The following is a 16,782-nucleotide window of genomic DNA, read 5'->3' as shown; positions in this document are numbered from 1 at the left end:
GGCCTTAGTCGCGCCGCAGCGTGCCGGCGTCCAGGAGCGCGCGGAGGACCCGCTCCGGCGGGGCGCCGCCTTCCAAGCCGTGCTCCGCGGCGGTCTGGCCAAGCCAGTCGTCGAAGTCGGGGAAGAGGGCGAAGGCCTCCCCCATCTCGTCCAGGAGCAGGTGGTAGAAATCGCGGAGACAAGCCAGCGGCGAGCGCGCGTAGAGGTCCTTTAACAGGACGGTTCCGTCCTCCAGGACGACGCGCGCACGGTAACGGGCAGCCTGTTCCGGCGTCATGGACGCGGTGGGAAGCAATTACCGCGCCAAGCGTAAAAACTTTTTACGAACCCGCCGCGGCGGCGGCCACCGGGCCGTTCCACTGGCCCGGCGCACCCTGCCGGAAGAGCCGCGCCGCGGGGTACCACGGCGTCTCGGCGCGGCCGATTCCCCAGCGCCAATCGGCGCTGAACGGCAGCAGGAGGGAAAGCGGCCGGCCCAGCGCCCCCGCCAGGTGGGCCACGGCCGAGTCGATCGAGATAACGCGGTCCAGGAGGGAGATCACGGCCGCCGTGTCGTCAAAATCGGCCAAATGCGGGCCGGCCGCCGCCACATTCCCATAGCGGGCCAGGAGGGCGGCCTCCTCCGGCGCGAGGTCCTTTTGCAGCACGACGCACTGGACGTCGGGCCGGGCCAAAAGCGGCAGGAAATCGGCCAGCCGGGCTGAGCGGTTGTGATCGTTGGCGTGTTCCGGGTTTCCCCGCCAGACCAGCCCGACGCGCGGGAAGTCCCCTTCCCCCAGCCGCGCGCGCCAGGCCGCCGCCTTCGCCGGATCGGCGGCCAGGTAAGGCGTGGCGGCGGGAATGCCGCCAAAGGCGCGGGGCAGGCTCATGAACGGGATGCGGCAGTCGGCCTCCGGCGGGTTTTCCCGCGGGCCCAGGAGCTCCATCTCCGGGAAATTGCGCGCCGCCAGCGCCCGGAGCGGCTCCGGCACCTGGAGAAAGCACCGCGCGCCGCGCGCCTGGAGCTGCGGGAAATAGCGGGCCATCTGGAAGAAATCGCCGAAACCCTGCTCGTATTGGATAAGGAGGCGCTTCCCCTCCAGCGGCGTTTCCCCCAGCCAGAGCGGCCAGGGAGAGGGATGAAGGGGGCGGATCTTTTTCCGCTCCCAGCGGCGCTCGTAAATCCGCCACCCCTCCTCCAGGCGGCCCTGGCTTAAAAAAAGGAGGCCGCGGCTCCACGCCGCCTCGACGTGGCCGGGCTGCGCGGCCAGCGCCCGCTCGTAGGAGGCCAGCGCCGCGTCGTGCCGGTTGGTTTCCTCCAGCACGGCGCCCAGATTGTGATGGGCGTCGGCAAAGGAAGGCTGGAGCGCGATGGCGCGGGCGTAGGCCGCCTCCGCTTCCGGGTAGCGGCGCAGGGCTTTGCAGGCGGAGCCCAGGTTGCTCCACGCGTCGACATAGCCCGGCCGCAGCGCCACGGCGCGCCGGCAGGCCTCCGCCGCCTCCCCGTAGCGGCGCAGCTCGTGGAGGGCGGCGCCCAGATTGTTGAGCGCCTCGGGATATTCGGGATTGAGGGCCAGCGCCTTTTGCGCCGCCTCCGCCGCGTCCAGATGGCGGCCCAGCGCCTTGAGCGCGGCGGAGCGGTTGCACCACGCCTCCGCGTAGCGGGGCGTAAAGGAGAGGGCCCGGTCGATGAAGCCCAGGCCCTTTTCCGTCTCCCCTTCCTGAAGATGGGTGACGCCCAGCAGATTGAGCGCCACCGGATGCTGCGGGGCCTGCCGGAGCACCTGCTGGTATTGCACCCGCGCGGCGGAAATCTTCCCCGCCTGATGCGCCTGGACGGCCCGCGCCAGCAGCGATTCGACGGCCTTGTTCATCAAGGCATCCAGCGTGCGCCCTCCGGGCAAAGGAGGCAAACGCGCTTTATGCATTATTTACTTTTATATAAAATGAAATTAGGTTTCCCCCCTCATGCGCCTTTCCCTCCGCTTCATCCTGCCACTGATCCTCGTTTTGGCGGCCATCGCCTACGCGCTCATTCCCGTCGTCGACCATTTCAGCGCCAAGTGGTTCGGACGCGACCTGAACGCCCGCTCCGAGCTGATCTTCAATTCCCTGGAGGACACGATCTCCTCCCTCGTGGAGACCAAGGACGCCGCCCGCATCCAAATGCTCTTCAGCCGCATGGTGCGGGACGAGCGCCTCTACGCGGCGGGCGTCTGCGATCCGGCGGGCCGCCTGCTGTACAAAACGGAAAGCTTCCCCCGGGACCTCCCGCCCGCCGACCTGCTTTCCCCCGTCCCGCACCGCGTCGTCCTGACCAGCGGCCCCCTCTACGTCTCCTCCCGCGCCCTGCAAGGCAACGAAGGGCAGGCCCTGGGCCGCCTCCTCCTGGTCCACGACATGAGCTTCATCCAGCACCGGAGCGACGACACCAAGAAGGGCATCTTCTACCTCTTCGTCGGCATCGGCCTGATCGTCTCCCTCACCACCGTGCTGGTGGCCCAGCTGAGCTGGAAGGGGTGGATCTCCGGCATGCAGGCGCTCATGCGCGGGGAGGGCCTCCTGCGGCCGGTGAGCCAGATCCGCTCCCCCGAGCTGCAGCCGATCGCCAAGGAGCTGCGCGCCCTGGTGAAGGAGCTGGAGGTGAGCCGCCACGTGCGGGACGAGAACCAGATCAACTGGAGCCCGCTGGCCCTCAAGGAAATCCTCCACAAGGAATTGGCCGGGGAGGAGATCCTCACCGTCTCCAACCGGGAGCCCTACATCCACCGGCACGGGAAGGACGGGCAGATCATCGTCCAGGTCCCGGCCAGCGGCCTGGTCACCGCGCTGGAACCGGTCATGCGCGCCTGCTCCGGCACCTGGATCGCCCACGGCAGCGGCGACGCCGACCGGGAGACCGTCGACGCCCGCGACCACGTGCGCGTCCCCCCGGAAGACCCCTTCTACTCCATCCGCCGCATCTGGCTCTCCAAGGAGGAGGAGCAGGGCTACTACTACGGCTTCGCCAACGAGGGGCTCTGGCCGCTCTGCCACATCGCCCACACGCGGCCCATCTTCCGCAGCAGCGACTGGCAGCAATACGTGCGGGTCAACGAGCGCTTTGCCGACGCGGTGGTGGAGGAAGCCCGCACGGAAAACCCCGTCATCCTGGTGCAGGACTACCACTTCGCCCTCCTGCCGGAGATGGTCCGCCGGCGCCTGCCCCGCGCCACCATCATCACCTTCTGGCACATTCCGTGGCCCAACGCCGAGTCCTTCGGCATCTGCCCGTGGCGGGAGGAGATCCTCCGCGGCCTCCTGGGCAGCAGCATCCTGGGCTTCCACACCCGCTACCACTGCAACAACTTCCTGGACTCCGTCGACCGGCTCCTGGAATCCCGCATCGACCGGGAGCACTCCACCGTCACCCTGGGCGGCCAGCTCTGCGCGGTGAACCGCTACCCCATCTCCATCGAGTGGCCGCCCCGCTGGGAGACCGCCGGGCGCTCCGTGCGGGAGTGCCGCCGCCACATCCGCAAGATGAACGGCATGGAGGAGGAACGCCTCCTGGGGATCGGCGTGGAGCGGCTCGACTACACCAAGGGCATCCAGGAGCGCTTCCTGGCCGTGGAACGCCTGCTGGAGCTGCAGCCGGAATGGATCGGCCGCTTCTCCTTCATCCAGATCGCCGCGCCCAGCCGCACCACCATCGGCCAATACCAGGCCCTCGACCAGGAGGTGCGCCAGCTGGCGGAGCGGATCAACGCCCGCTTCGGCCGCCCCGGCTACGACCCCATCGTCCTGAAAGTGGAGCACCACGACGCCCACTCCGTCTTCGAGCACTTCCGGGCCGCGGAGCTCTGCTTCGTCAGCAGCCTGCACGACGGCATGAACCTGGTGGCCAAGGAATTCGTCGCCGCGCGGAACGACGACGAGCAGGGCGTCCTCATCCTCAGCCAGTTCACCGGCGCGGCGCGGGAGCTTTCCGAGGCGCTCATCGTCAACCCCTACGACATCGACCAGTGCGCCGCCGCGCTCCACTTGGCCCTGACCATGCCCCCGCTGGAGCAGCGGGACCGCATGCAGAACATGGCCGCGCTGGTAAAGGAATTCAACGTCTACCGCTGGGCCGGCAAGATGCTCATCGACGCCGCCCGCATGCGCCAGCGCGGCAAGATCCGCACCGCCGGAGGAGAGGCCGCGGCATGATCCCGGTCTTTTCCGAAGCGGGACTGCGCATCCTCGAGTCGCTCAGCTTCACCCGCACCCTCTTCGCCTTCGACTACGACGGGACCCTCTCCCGCATCGTCGACGCCCCGGAGGACGCCGCCATGACCGCCGCCGTCGCGGAGCTGACGGAGGAGCTGGGCCGCCGCGTGCCGCTGGCCGTCGTCTCCGGGCGCAGCGTCGTCGACCTCCGCCGCCGCCTCCCCTTCGAGCCCGCCTACCTGGTGGGCAACCACGGCCTGGAGGGGGCGATGCCCAATCCCGCCCCCCTGCGCCACTTCGCCGAGCTGTGCCGCTCCTGGCGGCTGCAAATGGAGGCGTCCCTGCCGCCGGAAGAGGAGCGGGAAGGCGTGGTCCTGGAAGACAAGGCCCTCTCCCTGGCCCTCCACTACCGCCATTCCCGCCGGAAGAAAGAGGCCAAACAGCGCATCCTGGAACTATCCGCCCGACTCGACCCGCCGCCGCGCGTCATCCTGGGAAAGTGCGTCGTCAACCTGGTGGCCGAAGGAGGTCCGCACAAGGGAATCGCCCTTCAGGAACTCCTTTCCCGCAGCGGGGCCAAGGCGGCCCTCTACGTCGGGGACGACGACACGGACGAGGACGCCTTCTCCCTGGGCGATCCGCGCATCATCGGCGTCCGCATCGGTTACCGGGAATCGTCCCAGGCCCAGTTCTACATCAAGAGCCAGGCCGAAATGGCGCGCTTGCTCAAGACCCTCCTGGGCTTCATCGTGGGCCATGCAACCGGCGAACCCCTCCGGCGATAGCCAGGCCCGCGCCCTGGCGGAAATCGCCCAGGCCATCCAGCGCCTCAACAAGGCGTGCGACCAGCGCCACGGCCTGAGCATCACCCAGTGGCTGGTCCTGCGCGCCCTGGTCGACCGGCCCGCCGCCTCCCCCTTCGTTCTGGCCGCCGCCCTCGACATCCACCCCAGCACCCTCACCCCCATGCTGGCCCGGCTGGAGGGGAAGGGCTTCGTCTTCGTCGCCGAGGACCCCCGCAACCTGCGGCGGAAGATGATCTCCATCACCCGGGAAGGGCGCAGGGCCCTGGGCGCGGCCAGCGACGGGATCTCCGCCTTATTGCGCGCCAACGCCGCGCAATCCCGCCGCCTCCACGCGGTGCGGGACTGGCTCAACGCGATCCCGGGCTAGACTCCCTTGCGGACGCGCTTGGCCTTGTAAAGCTCGCCATCCGCCCGGGCCAGGAGCGTCTCCAGGTCGATCGGGCCCTCCTCCAAATCGGCGCGCTGGAAGCCGATGCTGACGGAAAGAGGGAAGGGCTTCTCCCCCTTGCGGTTGACGCCGTCGACCTCCTTTTGCAGGGAAGCGCGCAGAGCCTCCTCCGCGCCGGGCCGCGGGGAAGGAATAAGGGCGACGAACTCGTCCCCGCCCAGGCGGGCGGCCACCGCCTCGCTATCCAGACAGAGCTTGAGGATCTCCGCCGTCTTGACGATGGCGCGGTCCCCCCAGGCGTGCCCGTGCAGGTCGTTGATCTGCTTCAGCCCGTCCAGGTCGGCAAACAGGGCCAGGAAACGGCCTCCCCCGCGCTCCAACTCCTCGTGCGCCGCGCTGAGAAAGCCCCGGCGATTATATAGACCCGTCATGTCGTCGATGAGGGAGGCCTTCAACAGCACCTGCCGCTCCCGGTGCCGCTCCCGCGCGTAGCGCACGGACCGCCGCAGCAGATAGGCGGTGACGTGCTGCTTCACCAGATAGTCCTGCGCGCCGAGCTGAATCGCCTTGAGGCCCACCGCATCATCGTCCAGGGAGGTCATGACGATGATGGGAATACGGCGGTAAGCCTGGCTGGCCCGCGCCACCGTGGCCACGCCGGTGCTGTCCGGCAGAGAGAGGTCGAGCAGCATCAGCTCGAAAAGGTCGGTCTGGGAAAGCGCCAGGGCGCTCTCCAAATCGGCGCAATGCGTGAGGGCAAAGGGCAGCCGCGTCTCGGCCAGCGTTTCCTTGAGAAGGAGCAGGTCTCCCGGGTTATCCTCCACCAGGAGGATACGAAGGACGCCTTCCGGCGCCAGGGGATCGGCGGTCATGGCTGGGATAGGAACGGCCGCAGCGCCGCAGCCGCCTCCTCCAACGCGGCGCGCAGGGCGGGCCAGAGAGCGGCGGCCTCCGCAGTCCGCTCCGTCCGGGCCTCGTCCTCCAGGCGGGCGGCGGCTTCCGCCACGCGCTTGAGGCTCAGATTCAGGGCTGAGCCCTTCAGCCGGTGGGCGGCCCGCTCCAGCGCCGTCACGTCCCCGGCGGCGCAGGCCGCGTCCAAGACGGCTCCCTGCTGGGCAGCGTCTTCCAGATAAATACGGATCAATTTGGCCAAGAGGCCCTCCTTTCCGCGGCAACGCTCCAGCGCCTCGGCCCGGTCAAAGACAGTCATGCCCGATCATGTATCGCCGCCTCCCACACGCAAGAGTTTGCATTCTTACGCGCTTTCATGTTAAATCCCGGGCGGCATGAATCCCCCTCCAGTGCCGGCCACCGCGCCCGCCGGGCTCCACAATAATCCGCTCTTCCGGAATCTCATCACCATCGTCCAGTCATTGAAGGCGACCGACCTTCACCTGATCGAGGGAGAGCTGCCCGTTTTGCGCCTGGCCCGCTCCTGCCTGAGCATCCCGGAAAAACAGGCCCTGCCGATCCTGGAACACTTCGACATGCTCTGGGAAGACGTCGTCCGCAGCTCGGAGGGGCGCCACGCCTTCTCCCTGGAAAATCCGCCCCACACCATCCGCATCACCCGCTACGGCACCCGCCGACGCCGCGCGGTGGCCTTTCGCTTCCAGCCGATGGAGGTGCCCAGCCTCGACCGCCTCGGCCTCGACCACGACCTGCTCCAAGCCCTCGTCGACCCCAACCCCGGCCTGGTCCTCATCACCGGCGGCCCCTGCGCGGGCAAGACGACGACCCTGGCCAGCATCCTCAACTATCAAAGCTCCCACGGCAGCTTCCACATCCGCACCTTCGAGGACCCGATCGAGTACAAGATCCGCAGCCAGCGCTCCCTGGTCACCCAGCAGGAGCTGGGCATCGACATCGACAACTACGCCGACGCCGTGGAGCGCAGCCTGGGCCAGGACGTCAACGTCATCTCCTTTGGGGAAATCCGGGACCTGGCCACCCTCCGCGCGGCGATCAAGGCGGCCAACCTCAACATGCTCGTCTACGGCACGATCCACGCGCCGGACGTCGCCTCCGCCATCGGCCGCGTCATCGAGGAATTCCCGGAGTCCGACCGCGTCGAGGCCGCCCACAGCCTCAAGCGGTGCCTAAAGCTGGTCCTCTGCCAAAACCTCCTCATCCACTCCCCGAACAGCGACCGCGGCGCGGGCCAGGCTCTCCTGCCCTCCGTGGTCATGACCTACCAGGCCGCCCTCTTCAAGCGCCGCCGCTCCCAGGGAGCCACCCTTCCCTACGCGGCCATGATCCCGGACAAGCGCCTGCGCGAGCTGGCGGAGCTCTTCAGCCGCGGCCACCTGAGCGACGGCCTCTTCCAGCACCCGGAATTCCCCCGGGAGTAAGGGATTGTGGAAGCCGGGGGGGCTTCCGTATAGTCGCGCCGCGCTTGAAAGACTCGCTCGTCCAGCTCACCCGCTATTGGCACATCGTCCGGTTCAAGACCTACGCCAACCTCAAGCGGGACATCGACAAAACCTACCTGGGCACCCTCTGGTGGGTCCTGGAGCCGATCCTCAGCACGGCGGTATTCTACGTCGTCTTCACCCACATCATTCACAACCGGACGCCGAACATGGCGGCCTTCCTCTTCATCGGGAACGTCGTCTACAACCACTTCGCCTCCAGCATCAACGGCGGGGCCAACGCCATCGTCGGCAACGCCGGCCTCATGCAGCAGGTCCAGCTGCCGAAGAGCATCTACCCCATCATCGCCATCGCCAACCTGAGCTGGAAATTCGTCTTCTCCCTCGTCGTCGTCTTCCCGCTCTTTTGGATCCTGCACTGCCCCGTCAGCCTTCCCTACCTGGCTCTGCCGGTCCTGCTGTTCCTCCAGCTCTTCGTCGTCGTCTCCGTCAGCATGCCCCTCTCCATCCTCATGCCCTATTTCCAGGACGGGCGGACCCTCCTTAGCACCCTGCTGGGCATCATGATCTGGGTTTCCGGCGTCTTCTTCCCCCTGACCAAGGTGCCGGAAGCCTTCCGCCCCTGGTTCTACCTCAATCCCGCAGTGCCGCTCATCGAAGGCTACCGCGACATCCTCATGAACCAGAGCTGGCCCCGCTGGAGCCACTTCCTCCCTTCCCTTACCCTCTGCGCGCTGGCCCTGGCCTCCGGATTCTGGCTGATCCGGAAGCTGGGCGGCCAGATCACCAAAAGGGCGCTCTGATGCACCCGCACGACCCGGGCCACCCCGCCATCCTCCGGCTGGAAAACGTCGGCCTCAAATACCGGCTGCGCACCCCGCTGGACGGGAGCCGCGATTTCTGGGCGGTGAAAGACGTCTCCCTGGAACTGCGGCGCGGGGAAACCCTGGGCGTCCTGGGCTCCAACGGCGCGGGAAAGAGCACCCTCATGCGGCTCATCTCCGGCATCGTCGACAAGGACCGGGGTAAGATCTGGAAAGCCAAGGGCCTGCGCGTCATGCTCCTTTCCATCGGCGTCGGCTTTGAGGAAAGCCTCACCGGCCGGGAAAACGCCATCCTGGGCGGCATGCTCCTGGGCCTCCACCACCGCACCATCCTCAAGCGGCTGAAAAAGATCGAGGAGTTCTCCGAGCTGCGGGAATTCTTCGACCAGCCCGTCTACACCTACTCCTCCGGCATGCGGATGCGCCTGGGCTTTTCCGTGGCCATGGAGGTCAATCCCGACGTCCTCCTCCTGGACGAGGTCCTGGGCGTGGGCGACGTCAGCTTCGTGAAAAAATCGACCGACGCGCTGGTGGAGAAGATCCGCTCGGACATGTCGGTCATCCTCATCTCCCATTCCCCGGAGCTGATCCAGCAGCTCTGCACCCGCGCCACCTGGGTGAACCGCGGCGTCACCCAGGCCACCGGCACGGTGGAGGAGATCTCCTCCCGCTACGCCGCCTTCATGCAGCAGGGCGCATGAAGGCGCCCCTGGCGGAGCGGATCCTCTCCCTCCCCAACGCCCGCCTGGCCGGGGACGGCGCGGCCAAGCGCTACGCCTTCAACCCCTCCCTGGCCCGCTGGCGGGGAGACCTTTACCTGGCCTACCGCGCCAACGATTTCCGCGACGACGCCACCGTCCACCTTTGCCGCCTGGGCCCCGATTTTCTGCCCCTCCCCGGCAGCCACCGCCCCTTCCGCCCTGCCCTCCCGCCCGGGCAATTCATCGAGGACCCGCGACTCTTCCTCTTCCGGGAGGAGCTTTACTGCGCCTGCACCCTCCTGGGCATGCAGGGGCAGGTCCAGTCGCAGGCTCTCTGGCGGATCGACGGCGAAGGCCGCCCCCTGGCCCGCGTCCCCCTGCCCTACGGGCGCAACCACAACCTCAACGACTACGCCCCCGGCACCGCGCCCACCGGCGGGGCCTTCCACCCCTTCTCGACAGAAAAGAACTGGCAGTTCTTCGAGCACGCGGGGCAGCTCCACTTCGTCCACGCGCCCCAGCCGCACGCCGTCGTCGCCTGGGACTTGGGGGCTGGGCGGCCCGCCGCCGTCCATAAGACAAAGGCCCGCTTCCCGTGGGCCTTCGGCACGCCGCGCGGCGGCACCCCGCCCGTCCGCGTCGGGGACGAATACTTCTCCTTCCTCCACGCCCGGTACTTTCCAAAGCCGCCGCCCTTTCCCACCTTCACCGGCGCCATCTACGGGGCGACGCTCTACGCCTTCGCCGCCCATCCTCCCTTCCGGCCCACGCGGTGGGTCCCCTTCCCCTTGGTGGAGGGCGACCCTTTCGCCCCCCGCGCCCTCTTCGGCTCCGCCGTCGCCTACCCGGCGGGGGCGCTCTTCGAGGCCGGGCGTTGGATCGTCGCCTGCGGCGTGAACGACCGGGAAAGCGCCCTGGCCTTCTTCGACCACGAACGGCTCTTGCAAAAAAGCGTCCTTCTTTAGAATCTCATGCCCGCCATGAAACCCCGCTCCGCCCCGCACCAGGCCCTCGTCGGCCTCCTCGGCCGCCTCGGCGTCTGGCGGGCCAAGAAACAGCTCCTGCGCATCCGCCACGTCCTCCTCCACGGCAAGGCGGCGATGGACCACCTGCTCCTCCTCGACCGGCGGGTGCGGGAACTGCGCGAGGAACTCGACCAGGTGCGCGCTTCCAACCTGGCCGCCCGCGGCCTACCCTATCCACTCCGCTTTCCGGAAGCGGCGGAAGCCATTCTGGACGGCGGCGCCTACGCGCTCGACCCCAAAGCGGACACCAACGCCCTGCGCGCCTTGGCGGAGGCCCGCGCCTTCCACGGCCCTGGCCATGTCGCCTATGCCGGGAAAATCCCGCCCGATCACCAGGCGCTGCTGGAAGCCCTGCGCGGCCCCGGCGAGGCGATCGTCCCCCTCGACCTTCCCCATGAAATTCCGTCCGGCGGCTTCGCGCTCTTGGCCGCGTATGAAGGGGCCGCGCCCGCCGCTCGGGAAGCGCTGGCCCGGCTCGCCGCCGCCTCTCCCGGCGCGCTCTGCGTCACGGCGGGGGAGGCCCCTTCCTTCGCCCCCCGGCCTCCCTTGCTCCAGGCCGGCGCGCTCTGCGTCGGCGCGGAAGACGGGGAAACCCTGCGGCGCGGCCTGCTCCTTTTGCCAAACTACCGGCAGGACGTCCAAGGCGGGCGCCCCATCCTGCGCCGCGTGGCGGGCCGCCAGCTGGCGGCCCATTACGAGGCCTAGCCCTCCAGCTCGCCCGCGTCGTACGCGTCGATGAGCGCCTGAAAGACCGCGCGCCGCACCCGCTCGACGCCGATTCCCTCCACGCATTCGCAGGGAAGGATCGCCTCCTTCGGGTCGCGGCCGAAAAACCAGAGGCGGCAGGAATTGATGCAGTCGTCGTAGGAGACGACGTCCGCCTCCTTCCGGCCCAGGGGCACGAACTCGACGCGCGCCGTCGGCTGCATGATGTTGATCGCCCGTGCTCCCATCGCCGCGCCCATGTGGGCGGCGGCGCTGTCGGAATTGACCACCACGGCCACCTTGCCCAGGACGGCGGCGGCGGAAAGGAGAGTCGTCTTGCCGCAGAGGTTGAGCGCGCCGAAGCGCTTCTCCATCTCCTCCGCCACTCCGGCCTCCGCCTTGCCGCCGAGCGCCAGGAAGGGAATGCCCCGCTCCTGCAAGGCGGCCGCCAAGGCCAGGAAATTCTCCGAGGGCCAGCGCTTCCCCGGCCAGCCCGCGCCGGGGGCCAGGGCCACCCAGTAACGCTTGCCCCCCAGCAGCGCCTCGGCCTGCGCCGTGTCTTCCGCGGAGGGATAGAGGGCGGGCAGCCCGTCCACCTCGACGCCGATGGCCCGCAGCAGCGCCTTCGCCCGGTCGAGGACGTGCATCCGCTCGTATCGATAGGCGACCGGGTGGCTCACCATGGCCAATTCCGCATGGTCCTTCACATAGGAGAGGAACCAGCGGCCGGTCAGGAGCGCGTTGACGGAAAGGTTCAGGTAGGAGACGGCCTCCCCCTCGTCCCGCAGGTTGATCACCAGATCGAAGGGCTTGGCCGCCAGCCGGGCCAGGGCCTCCTGGTTGCGGCGGTGCTTGGCCAGGTCGAAGCGGACCCGATCCCGGTCAAGCCACTCCGGGGTAAAGGCGACGATTTCGTCGACATGAGGATTGTTCCGCAGCGCTTCGGCCGCCCAGGTCCCGACGACCGCCGTGATGCGGGCTTTCGGGAAACGCCGCCGCAGGGCGGGGAAAACGGGGGTGTGAAGGATCAGGTCGCCGATGTGGTCGGGCTTCACCACCGCGATCGAGCCGACCTCCTCCGCCGGGATCGGTTCCAGCGCGGGAATCTCCAGAACGGGCCGGATCAAGGCTGGGGCTCCCGGCGCACCTTGAGCTCCAATTCATCGATCCTGCGGAAAAGGACCTCCATCTCCCGCTGCCGCACCGCCTCATGCCGGCGGTGGAGGGCCAGGAGCTGCCGCAATCCCCGAATAAGGAGGACGTTGATGCGGTTCTGGTTACGAAGGAAGGGGCGCATCCACTTGGGGAATTTCTTGCCCACGCCGTTGGCCTGCTCGGCTTGCAGGCAGGCCATCTCCACCTTGTGCAGCCCTTCGGGGGAGGCGCCGATCTCCTGCCGGAGGCCATCGATCAGGGTGCGGATGTCGCTCATGCCCGCACGATGGCAGGTGACAAGCTTTGGCAACAAGGCGAAAATAACGGCACGCCCGTGAACGCCGCCGTCCTCCCCCTGGCCCTCATCCTCTGCCTGGCCCCGACTCCCGACTCGACCCGGGGGACGCTCCAGCTTTTCGAGCGCGCCGCGCCGCAGGAAGCCTGGCATCCCGCCGGCCCGCCGGTGCCGGTCCTTTACGGCAAGAACGGCCTGGCCTGGGGCCGTGGACTCCACCCGGAGCAGCCCGGCCTCCAAAAAAAGGAGGGGGACGGACGGACGCCGATGGGCCGCTTCGCCGTCGGCACCATTCTGGGGGACGCGCCCGCGCTCCCTTCCGGCTCCCTCTGGCCGGACTACGTGCAGAAGACGGAGCGGACCGCCTGGGTTGGCGATCCCGCCCTGCCGGGCTACAACCATCTTTATGTCCTGCCGGAGGGGGAAGCCCCGCCACCCTGGTTCGACAAGGAAAAGACCCGCCTCCACGATCCCGCGCACGAGTGGGAGGTCCTGATCGAGCACAACTACCCGGAAAGCGCCCCCGGCCTGGGCAGCGCCATTTTCTTCCATATCCGGCGCGGGCCGGACCGGCCCTCCTACGGCTGCACGGTGATGGCGCGGGAGGAGCTGGAACGGCTGGTCCGCTGGCTCGACCCGGCGAAGCACCCGCAGGTCGTCCAGCTGGACGAGGCCGATTACCGCCGCCTCTGGCAGGCGTGGGATTTGCCCGCGCCTAGGCCCTGAACGCCAGCCGGTAGATCCCGTAGGCCAGCACCGACGTCACGGGCAGGGTGAAGACCCAGGCCCAGACGATCTTGTGGACGATGCCCCACTTCACCGCGCTGAGGCGCTTGGTGGTGCCCACGCCCATGATCGCCGTGGAGATGACGTGGGTCGTGGAGACGGGGATGCCGAAGTGGCTGGCCGCGTGGATGACCGCCGCGGCGGAGGCCTCCGCCGCGAAGCCGTTGGCCGGATGGAGCTTCACCATCCGGTGGCCCAGGGTGCGGATGATCCGCCAGCCGCCGAAGGCGGTCCCCGCCGCCATGGTCAGCGCGCAGGTCAGCACCACCCACGGGGCGATGTGAAACTCCGGCGTGCGCAGGAAGGCCAGGGCGGACGGCAGATCGGCGAAGGTCCCCGCGCCGGTGGCGGCGAAGAGGCAGAGGGCGATGATCCCCATCGTCTTCTGCGCGTCGTTGGAGCCGTGGCTCCAAGCCATCATGGCGGCGCTGGCCAGCTGCGCGCGGCCGAACCACCGCTTGGCCGCCAGGGGCGTGATCCGGTGGAAGAGAAGCAGGATGGCATACATGAGAAGGAGGCCGCCCAGGAAGCCGAGCAGCGGGGAGGTGACCATCGGCACGATGACCTTCGGCCACAGCCCCGAACTCCATTTGAGAACCGACCAATCGAGCCCCGTGGCGGCCAGCGCCGCGCCGCAGAGGCCGCCGATCAGCGCGTGGCTGGAGCTGGAGGGGAGGCCCAGCCACCAGGTGAGGAGCCCCCAGAGCACGGCGGCCAGGAGGGCCGCCAGGACCACGGCGGGGGAGACGGCCCGCGCCTCCACCAGGCCGCCGCCAATCGTCGCCGCCACCGCCGTGCCGGTGAGCGCGCCGACGAGGTTGCCCGCCGCCGCCAGGAGGACGGCCTGCCGCGGGGTGAGGACCTTGGTGGAGACGACGGTGGCGATCGCGTTGGCCGCGTCGTGGAAGCCGTTGATGAACTCGAAGAGGAGCGCGGCGGCCAGGACGGCCAGGACCAGGGTCATGAGCTCTTGAGGACCACCTGGAAGACGGTGTTGCCGACGTCCCGGCAGCGGTCGATCGCCTTTTCCATCAGCTCGCAGACGTCCTTGAGGAGGATCAGCTCCTTGGCGTCGCGGTGGGCGTAGGCCTCCCGCAGCATGGCGGTGAAGAGGCGGTCGGCCTCCCCCTCCAGCTGCTGCAGGCGGCCGTGGAGGTCGCTGGCCTTCTCGATCGCCTCGCCGGAGCGCAGGAGCTGGATGAGGCGGCAGACGACCTGCGTGGCCTGCTCCAGGATCTCCGCCTGGCGCAGGAGCGACTTGTCCTTCAGCAGGCTCTCCGAGCAGAAGAGGAACCGCTCGCCGATCTTCTGCACCGTCTTGGGGATGCGGTAGAGGGATTCGGAAAGGGCCTCGATGTCCTCCCGCTCCAGCGGGGTGACGAAGGTGCGGCACAGCTCACGGGTGATCTTGCGCGTGATCTCCTTGTCCTTGTTCCGGTGGAGGGAGAACTCGGAGAGGTCGGCCTCGCTCAGCCCGCCGTCCCCGGCCTTTTGCAGCAGCTCCCGCAGGCAGCGGGCGGTGATTCCCGCCTCGTGGGCGCTGGCGTCGAGCAGGTCGAAGAACTTCTCGTCCTTCCCCAGGATCTTTTTCCAAAACGAACTCATTCTTTGTCTCCTAAGAGGCCCTTGCGGCGCATTTCCTCGACCTGCCAGGGGGCCGATTGCTGGACCAGGTCGACCATGAATTTGAGGAGGCAGACCTCCCACGCGTCGTCGACGCCCGCGATGACGGCGGCCAGGGGGTCGTCCTTCCCCTCCACGCGGAGGCGCACTTCCTCCAGCACCGCCTCCACCGGGCGGCTCACCTCGTGGGTCTGCAGCTCGTTCTTGCGGAAATGGAAGCCGTGCTGGAGGAAGGTGAAACGGGCGGCGTTCTGGCTAAGGAACGCGGCGAAGGACTCCGCCCGCTCCCCGAAGCCTTCCAGGAAAAGCTTGGAGAAATGGTGCGGGGACATGATCTGCGGGCGTTCCGCCTCGATCCGCCCCTCCCGCACGCGGGAAAGGTCGGGCCGGTCCATGTCGCCGGTGACCAGGTAGTAGTTGAGCAGGGAGCTGCCGAAGGTTTCCAGGCGGCGGCGCGGCGGGAGGACCACCCGGGTGTTCTCCAGCGCGTAGCGGAAGGTGTCTTCCGAGATCATGCGAATTTGCCCGGATTGAGGATCCCCGCCGGGTCGAGGGCCCGCTTGATGCGGGCGTGGAGGGCGCGCACCTCCGGGGAGGCCGCCGTCTTCCACCACGGCAGCTTGGCCAGACCGATGCCGTGCTCCCCCGTGATGGTGCCGTTCCAGGCCAGGATCTGGCGGAACAGCTCGTCGAGCGCCCGGCGGGAGGCCTTCTCCGCGCCGGGGCGGGACATGTCCGCCATGACGTTGACGTGGATGTTCCCGTCCCCCGCGTGGCCGAAGCAGGCCACCGGCATGCCGTAGCGCTTCTGCAGCCCGGCGGCGAAGCGGAAGAGGTCCACCAGGCGGCGGCGCGGCACCACGATATCCTGATTGAGCTTCGTCAGGCCGCTGTTCTTAAGGGAGGCGGAGTAGTTGCGCCGCATCTCCCACAGGGCCTCGCAGCCCGCCTCGTCCGGGGCCAGGCGGAGATGGCCGGGCGGGGTCTTCAGCTTTTGCAGGAGGGCGGCCAGCTCCTTGAGCTCCCCTTGCACGCTCCCCGCGCGGCCGTCGACCTCCACGAGGATCTGCGCGGCGCCGGGGGGCACCACGTCGGCGCCCAGGTAATTGCGCGCCGCCTTCAGGGTGAAGCTGTCGGCCATCTCCAGGCCGCTGGGCAGGAACCCGGCGGCAAAGATCGCCTGCACCGCCTGGGCCGCCGCGGGCGCGGAGGCGAAGGTGGCGGAAAGGCCCGCCCGCGCCTGCGGATGGGGGATGAGGCGGAGGGTCAGCTCCGTGGCGACGCCCAGGAGCCCCTCCGAGCCGACGAAGAGGCCGACCAGGTCGAAGCCCGCCTTGTTCTTCTGCGTCCGCCCGCCGACGCGGGCGACGGTGCCGTCCGCCAGGACGACCTCCAGGCCGGTGACATAATTGCGCGTGACGCCGTATTTCAGGCAGCGGGGGCCGCCCGCGTTGGTGGCGGCGTTGCCGCCCAGGGAACACTCCTTCCGGCTGGCCGGATCGGGCGGGTAGAACCAGCCCTTCTTCTTCACCAGATCCTGGAAGGAAGCCGTGAGGACGCCCGGCTGGACGCGGGCGACGCCGTCGACCAAGTCGATTTCCAAGACCTTGTTCATCCGGATGAGGGAGAGGACGATGCCGCGCCGCTGCGGCACGCACCCGCCGACGTAGCCCCGCCCCGCCCCGCGCGCGGTGACCGGGATCTTCCGCCGGTGCGCGAAGGCCAGGACCTTGGAAACTTCCGCCGTGTCGGCGGGAAAGGCGACAGCCTCCGGCGTGACGGCGGCGAACCAGGCGTCCCCGGCATGGGCGGCGAGGGTTTCGGGATCGGTCGCCACGCGGCCGGCGGGCAAAAGGCGCCGCAGGGCGGCGGTCCAGGAGGAGGAAGCCATCGGGAAGACTGATTAAACCGGAGCGCCAAAGGGGTCGCAAC

Annotated in this window: 19 protein-coding genes; 9 read left to right on the top strand and 10 right to left on the bottom strand. The window is 68.6% G+C overall.

The annotated features are described in order from the left end of the window. Positions 1-4: 4 nt before the first annotated feature. Together PW734_05990 and PW734_05985 are read right to left on the bottom strand one after the other, a co-directional pair. The gene (locus PW734_05990) at positions 5-277 is read right to left on the bottom strand and encodes a hypothetical protein (GenBank protein MDE1170747.1); all 273 of its coding nucleotides are present in this window, start codon (positions 275-277) and stop codon (positions 5-7) included. Positions 278-320: 43 nt separating this feature from the next. Continuing rightward, a complete protein-coding gene (locus PW734_05985; GenBank protein MDE1170746.1) occupies positions 321-1,853 on the bottom strand; it encodes a tetratricopeptide repeat-containing glycosyltransferase family protein in 1,533 nt (510 codons plus the stop codon). 94 nt (positions 1,854-1,947) lie between these two features. On the opposite strand from PW734_05985, the gene PW734_05980 reads away from it, so the two are divergent. Genes PW734_05980 through PW734_05970 form a run of 3 tightly spaced genes read left to right on the top strand, consistent with a single transcriptional unit; the run spans position 1,948 to position 5,343 of the window. Next, positions 1,948-4,170, top strand: coding sequence for a trehalose-6-phosphate synthase (locus tag PW734_05980; GenBank protein MDE1170745.1), 2,223 nt, complete (start codon positions 1,948-1,950; stop codon positions 4,168-4,170). Then, positions 4,167-4,955 (top strand): trehalose-phosphatase, encoded by a 789-nt coding sequence (gene otsB / locus PW734_05975; GenBank protein MDE1170744.1) that lies wholly within the window; start codon positions 4,167-4,169, stop codon positions 4,953-4,955. Before PW734_05980 ends, otsB begins: the two co-directional genes overlap by 4 nt. Beyond that, positions 4,927-5,343 (top strand): MarR family transcriptional regulator, encoded by a 417-nt coding sequence (locus PW734_05970; GenBank protein MDE1170743.1) that lies wholly within the window; start codon positions 4,927-4,929, stop codon positions 5,341-5,343. Before otsB ends, PW734_05970 begins: the two co-directional genes overlap by 29 nt. Here the strand turns inward: PW734_05970 and PW734_05965 are convergent. Both PW734_05965 and PW734_05960 read right to left on the bottom strand, forming a co-directional pair. Then, positions 5,340-6,236: a GGDEF domain-containing response regulator gene (locus PW734_05965; GenBank protein MDE1170742.1), complete on the bottom strand. Its 897-nt coding sequence runs from the start codon at positions 6,234-6,236 to the stop codon at positions 5,340-5,342. The two genes, PW734_05970 and PW734_05965, sit on opposite strands and share 4 nt — an antisense overlap. Next, positions 6,233-6,574 (bottom strand): Hpt domain-containing protein, encoded by a 342-nt coding sequence (locus PW734_05960; GenBank protein MDE1170741.1) that lies wholly within the window; start codon positions 6,572-6,574, stop codon positions 6,233-6,235. Before PW734_05960 ends, PW734_05965 begins: the two co-directional genes overlap by 4 nt. Before the next feature lie 76 nt (positions 6,575-6,650). Between PW734_05960 and PW734_05955 the strand changes: the two genes are divergently transcribed. Genes PW734_05955 through PW734_05935 form a run of 5 tightly spaced genes read left to right on the top strand, consistent with a single transcriptional unit; the run spans position 6,651 to position 10,991 of the window. After that, on the top strand, positions 6,651-7,715 hold the full coding sequence (locus PW734_05955) for an ATPase, T2SS/T4P/T4SS family (GenBank protein ID MDE1170740.1): 1,065 nt from the start codon (positions 6,651-6,653) through the stop codon (positions 7,713-7,715). A gap of 44 nt (positions 7,716-7,759) precedes the next feature. Next, on the top strand, positions 7,760-8,539 hold the full coding sequence (locus PW734_05950; protein ID MDE1170739.1) for an ABC transporter permease: 780 nt from the start codon (positions 7,760-7,762) through the stop codon (positions 8,537-8,539). Next, a complete protein-coding gene (locus PW734_05945) occupies positions 8,539-9,261 on the top strand; it encodes an ABC transporter ATP-binding protein (protein ID MDE1170738.1) in 723 nt (240 codons plus the stop codon). The genes PW734_05950 and PW734_05945 overlap by 1 nt, the downstream gene beginning before the upstream one ends. After that, positions 9,258-10,226: a hypothetical protein gene (locus PW734_05940; protein MDE1170737.1), complete on the top strand. Its 969-nt coding sequence runs from the start codon at positions 9,258-9,260 to the stop codon at positions 10,224-10,226. The genes PW734_05945 and PW734_05940 overlap by 4 nt, the downstream gene beginning before the upstream one ends. Positions 10,227-10,241: 15 nt before the next feature. Further along, on the top strand, positions 10,242-10,991 hold the full coding sequence (locus tag PW734_05935; protein MDE1170736.1) for a hypothetical protein: 750 nt from the start codon (positions 10,242-10,244) through the stop codon (positions 10,989-10,991). Here the strand turns inward: PW734_05935 and PW734_05930 are convergent. Both PW734_05930 and PW734_05925 read right to left on the bottom strand, forming a co-directional pair. Next, the gene (locus PW734_05930; protein ID MDE1170735.1) at positions 10,988-12,118 is read right to left on the bottom strand and encodes a glycosyltransferase family 9 protein; all 1,131 of its coding nucleotides are present in this window, start codon (positions 12,116-12,118) and stop codon (positions 10,988-10,990) included. The genes PW734_05935 and PW734_05930 overlap by 4 nt on opposite strands. Continuing rightward, the gene (locus PW734_05925; GenBank protein ID MDE1170734.1) at positions 12,115-12,423 is read right to left on the bottom strand and encodes a hypothetical protein; all 309 of its coding nucleotides are present in this window, start codon (positions 12,421-12,423) and stop codon (positions 12,115-12,117) included. The genes PW734_05930 and PW734_05925 overlap by 4 nt, the downstream gene beginning before the upstream one ends. Before the next feature lie 57 nt (positions 12,424-12,480). On the opposite strand from PW734_05925, the gene PW734_05920 reads away from it, so the two are divergent. Further along, positions 12,481-13,167: a L,D-transpeptidase family protein gene (locus PW734_05920; protein ID MDE1170733.1), complete on the top strand. Its 687-nt coding sequence runs from the start codon at positions 12,481-12,483 to the stop codon at positions 13,165-13,167. Here the strand turns inward: PW734_05920 and PW734_05915 are convergent. The 4 genes from PW734_05915 to PW734_05900 are packed head-to-tail and all read right to left on the bottom strand — an operon-like array spanning position 13,157 to position 16,741. After that, positions 13,157-14,191, bottom strand: a complete 1,035-nt coding sequence (locus PW734_05915) for an inorganic phosphate transporter (GenBank protein ID MDE1170732.1) — start codon at positions 14,189-14,191, stop codon at positions 13,157-13,159. The genes PW734_05920 and PW734_05915 overlap by 11 nt on opposite strands. Next, positions 14,188-14,832 carry a DUF47 family protein gene (locus PW734_05910; GenBank protein ID MDE1170731.1) on the bottom strand — a complete coding sequence of 215 codons (645 nt, stop codon included), beginning with the start codon at positions 14,830-14,832 and terminating at the stop codon, positions 14,188-14,190. Before PW734_05910 ends, PW734_05915 begins: the two co-directional genes overlap by 4 nt. After that, a complete protein-coding gene (locus tag PW734_05905; GenBank protein MDE1170730.1) occupies positions 14,829-15,365 on the bottom strand; it encodes a hypothetical protein in 537 nt (178 codons plus the stop codon). Before PW734_05905 ends, PW734_05910 begins: the two co-directional genes overlap by 4 nt. Further along, positions 15,362-16,741 carry an FAD-linked oxidase C-terminal domain-containing protein gene (locus PW734_05900; protein MDE1170729.1) on the bottom strand — a complete coding sequence of 460 codons (1,380 nt, stop codon included), beginning with the start codon at positions 16,739-16,741 and terminating at the stop codon, positions 15,362-15,364. The genes PW734_05905 and PW734_05900 overlap by 4 nt, the downstream gene beginning before the upstream one ends. Between the last annotated feature and the right edge of the window lie 41 nt (positions 16,742-16,782).

The sequence above is a fragment of the Verrucomicrobium sp. genome (genome assembly GCA_028283855.1).
GTDB lineage: Bacteria > Verrucomicrobiota > Verrucomicrobiia > Methylacidiphilales > GAS474 > GAS474.
This window is presented reverse-complemented; position numbering and strand designations above follow the sequence as displayed.

What these genes read in the sequence shown, in the direction of transcription:
- PW734_05990 (MDE1170747.1), bottom strand. Translation starts at nt 277, where the DNA reads ATGACGCCGGAACAGGCTGCCCGTTACCGTGCGCGCGTCGTCCTGGAG.
- PW734_05985 (MDE1170746.1), bottom strand. Translation starts at nt 1,853, where the DNA reads ATGAACAAGGCCGTCGAATCGCTGCTGGCGCGGGCCGTCCAGGCGCAT.
- PW734_05980 (MDE1170745.1), top strand. Translation starts at nt 1,948, where the DNA reads ATGCGCCTTTCCCTCCGCTTCATCCTGCCACTGATCCTCGTTTTGGCG.
- otsB (MDE1170744.1), top strand. Translation starts at nt 4,167, where the DNA reads ATGATCCCGGTCTTTTCCGAAGCGGGACTGCGCATCCTCGAGTCGCTC.
- PW734_05970 (MDE1170743.1), top strand. Translation starts at nt 4,927, where the DNA reads ATGCAACCGGCGAACCCCTCCGGCGATAGCCAGGCCCGCGCCCTGGCG.
- PW734_05965 (MDE1170742.1), bottom strand. Translation starts at nt 6,236, where the DNA reads ATGACCGCCGATCCCCTGGCGCCGGAAGGCGTCCTTCGTATCCTCCTG.
- PW734_05960 (MDE1170741.1), bottom strand. Translation starts at nt 6,574, where the DNA reads ATGACTGTCTTTGACCGGGCCGAGGCGCTGGAGCGTTGCCGCGGAAAG.
- PW734_05955 (MDE1170740.1), top strand. Translation starts at nt 6,651, where the DNA reads ATGAATCCCCCTCCAGTGCCGGCCACCGCGCCCGCCGGGCTCCACAAT.
- PW734_05945 (MDE1170738.1), top strand. Translation starts at nt 8,539, where the DNA reads ATGCACCCGCACGACCCGGGCCACCCCGCCATCCTCCGGCTGGAAAAC.
- PW734_05940 (MDE1170737.1), top strand. Translation starts at nt 9,258, where the DNA reads ATGAAGGCGCCCCTGGCGGAGCGGATCCTCTCCCTCCCCAACGCCCGC.
- PW734_05935 (MDE1170736.1), top strand. Translation starts at nt 10,242, where the DNA reads ATGAAACCCCGCTCCGCCCCGCACCAGGCCCTCGTCGGCCTCCTCGGC.
- PW734_05925 (MDE1170734.1), bottom strand. Translation starts at nt 12,423, where the DNA reads ATGAGCGACATCCGCACCCTGATCGATGGCCTCCGGCAGGAGATCGGC.
- PW734_05915 (MDE1170732.1), bottom strand. Translation starts at nt 14,191, where the DNA reads ATGACCCTGGTCCTGGCCGTCCTGGCCGCCGCGCTCCTCTTCGAGTTC.
- PW734_05910 (MDE1170731.1), bottom strand. Translation starts at nt 14,832, where the DNA reads ATGAGTTCGTTTTGGAAAAAGATCCTGGGGAAGGACGAGAAGTTCTTC.
- PW734_05905 (MDE1170730.1), bottom strand. Translation starts at nt 15,365, where the DNA reads ATGATCTCGGAAGACACCTTCCGCTACGCGCTGGAGAACACCCGGGTG.
- PW734_05900 (MDE1170729.1), bottom strand. Translation starts at nt 16,741, where the DNA reads ATGGCTTCCTCCTCCTGGACCGCCGCCCTGCGGCGCCTTTTGCCCGCC.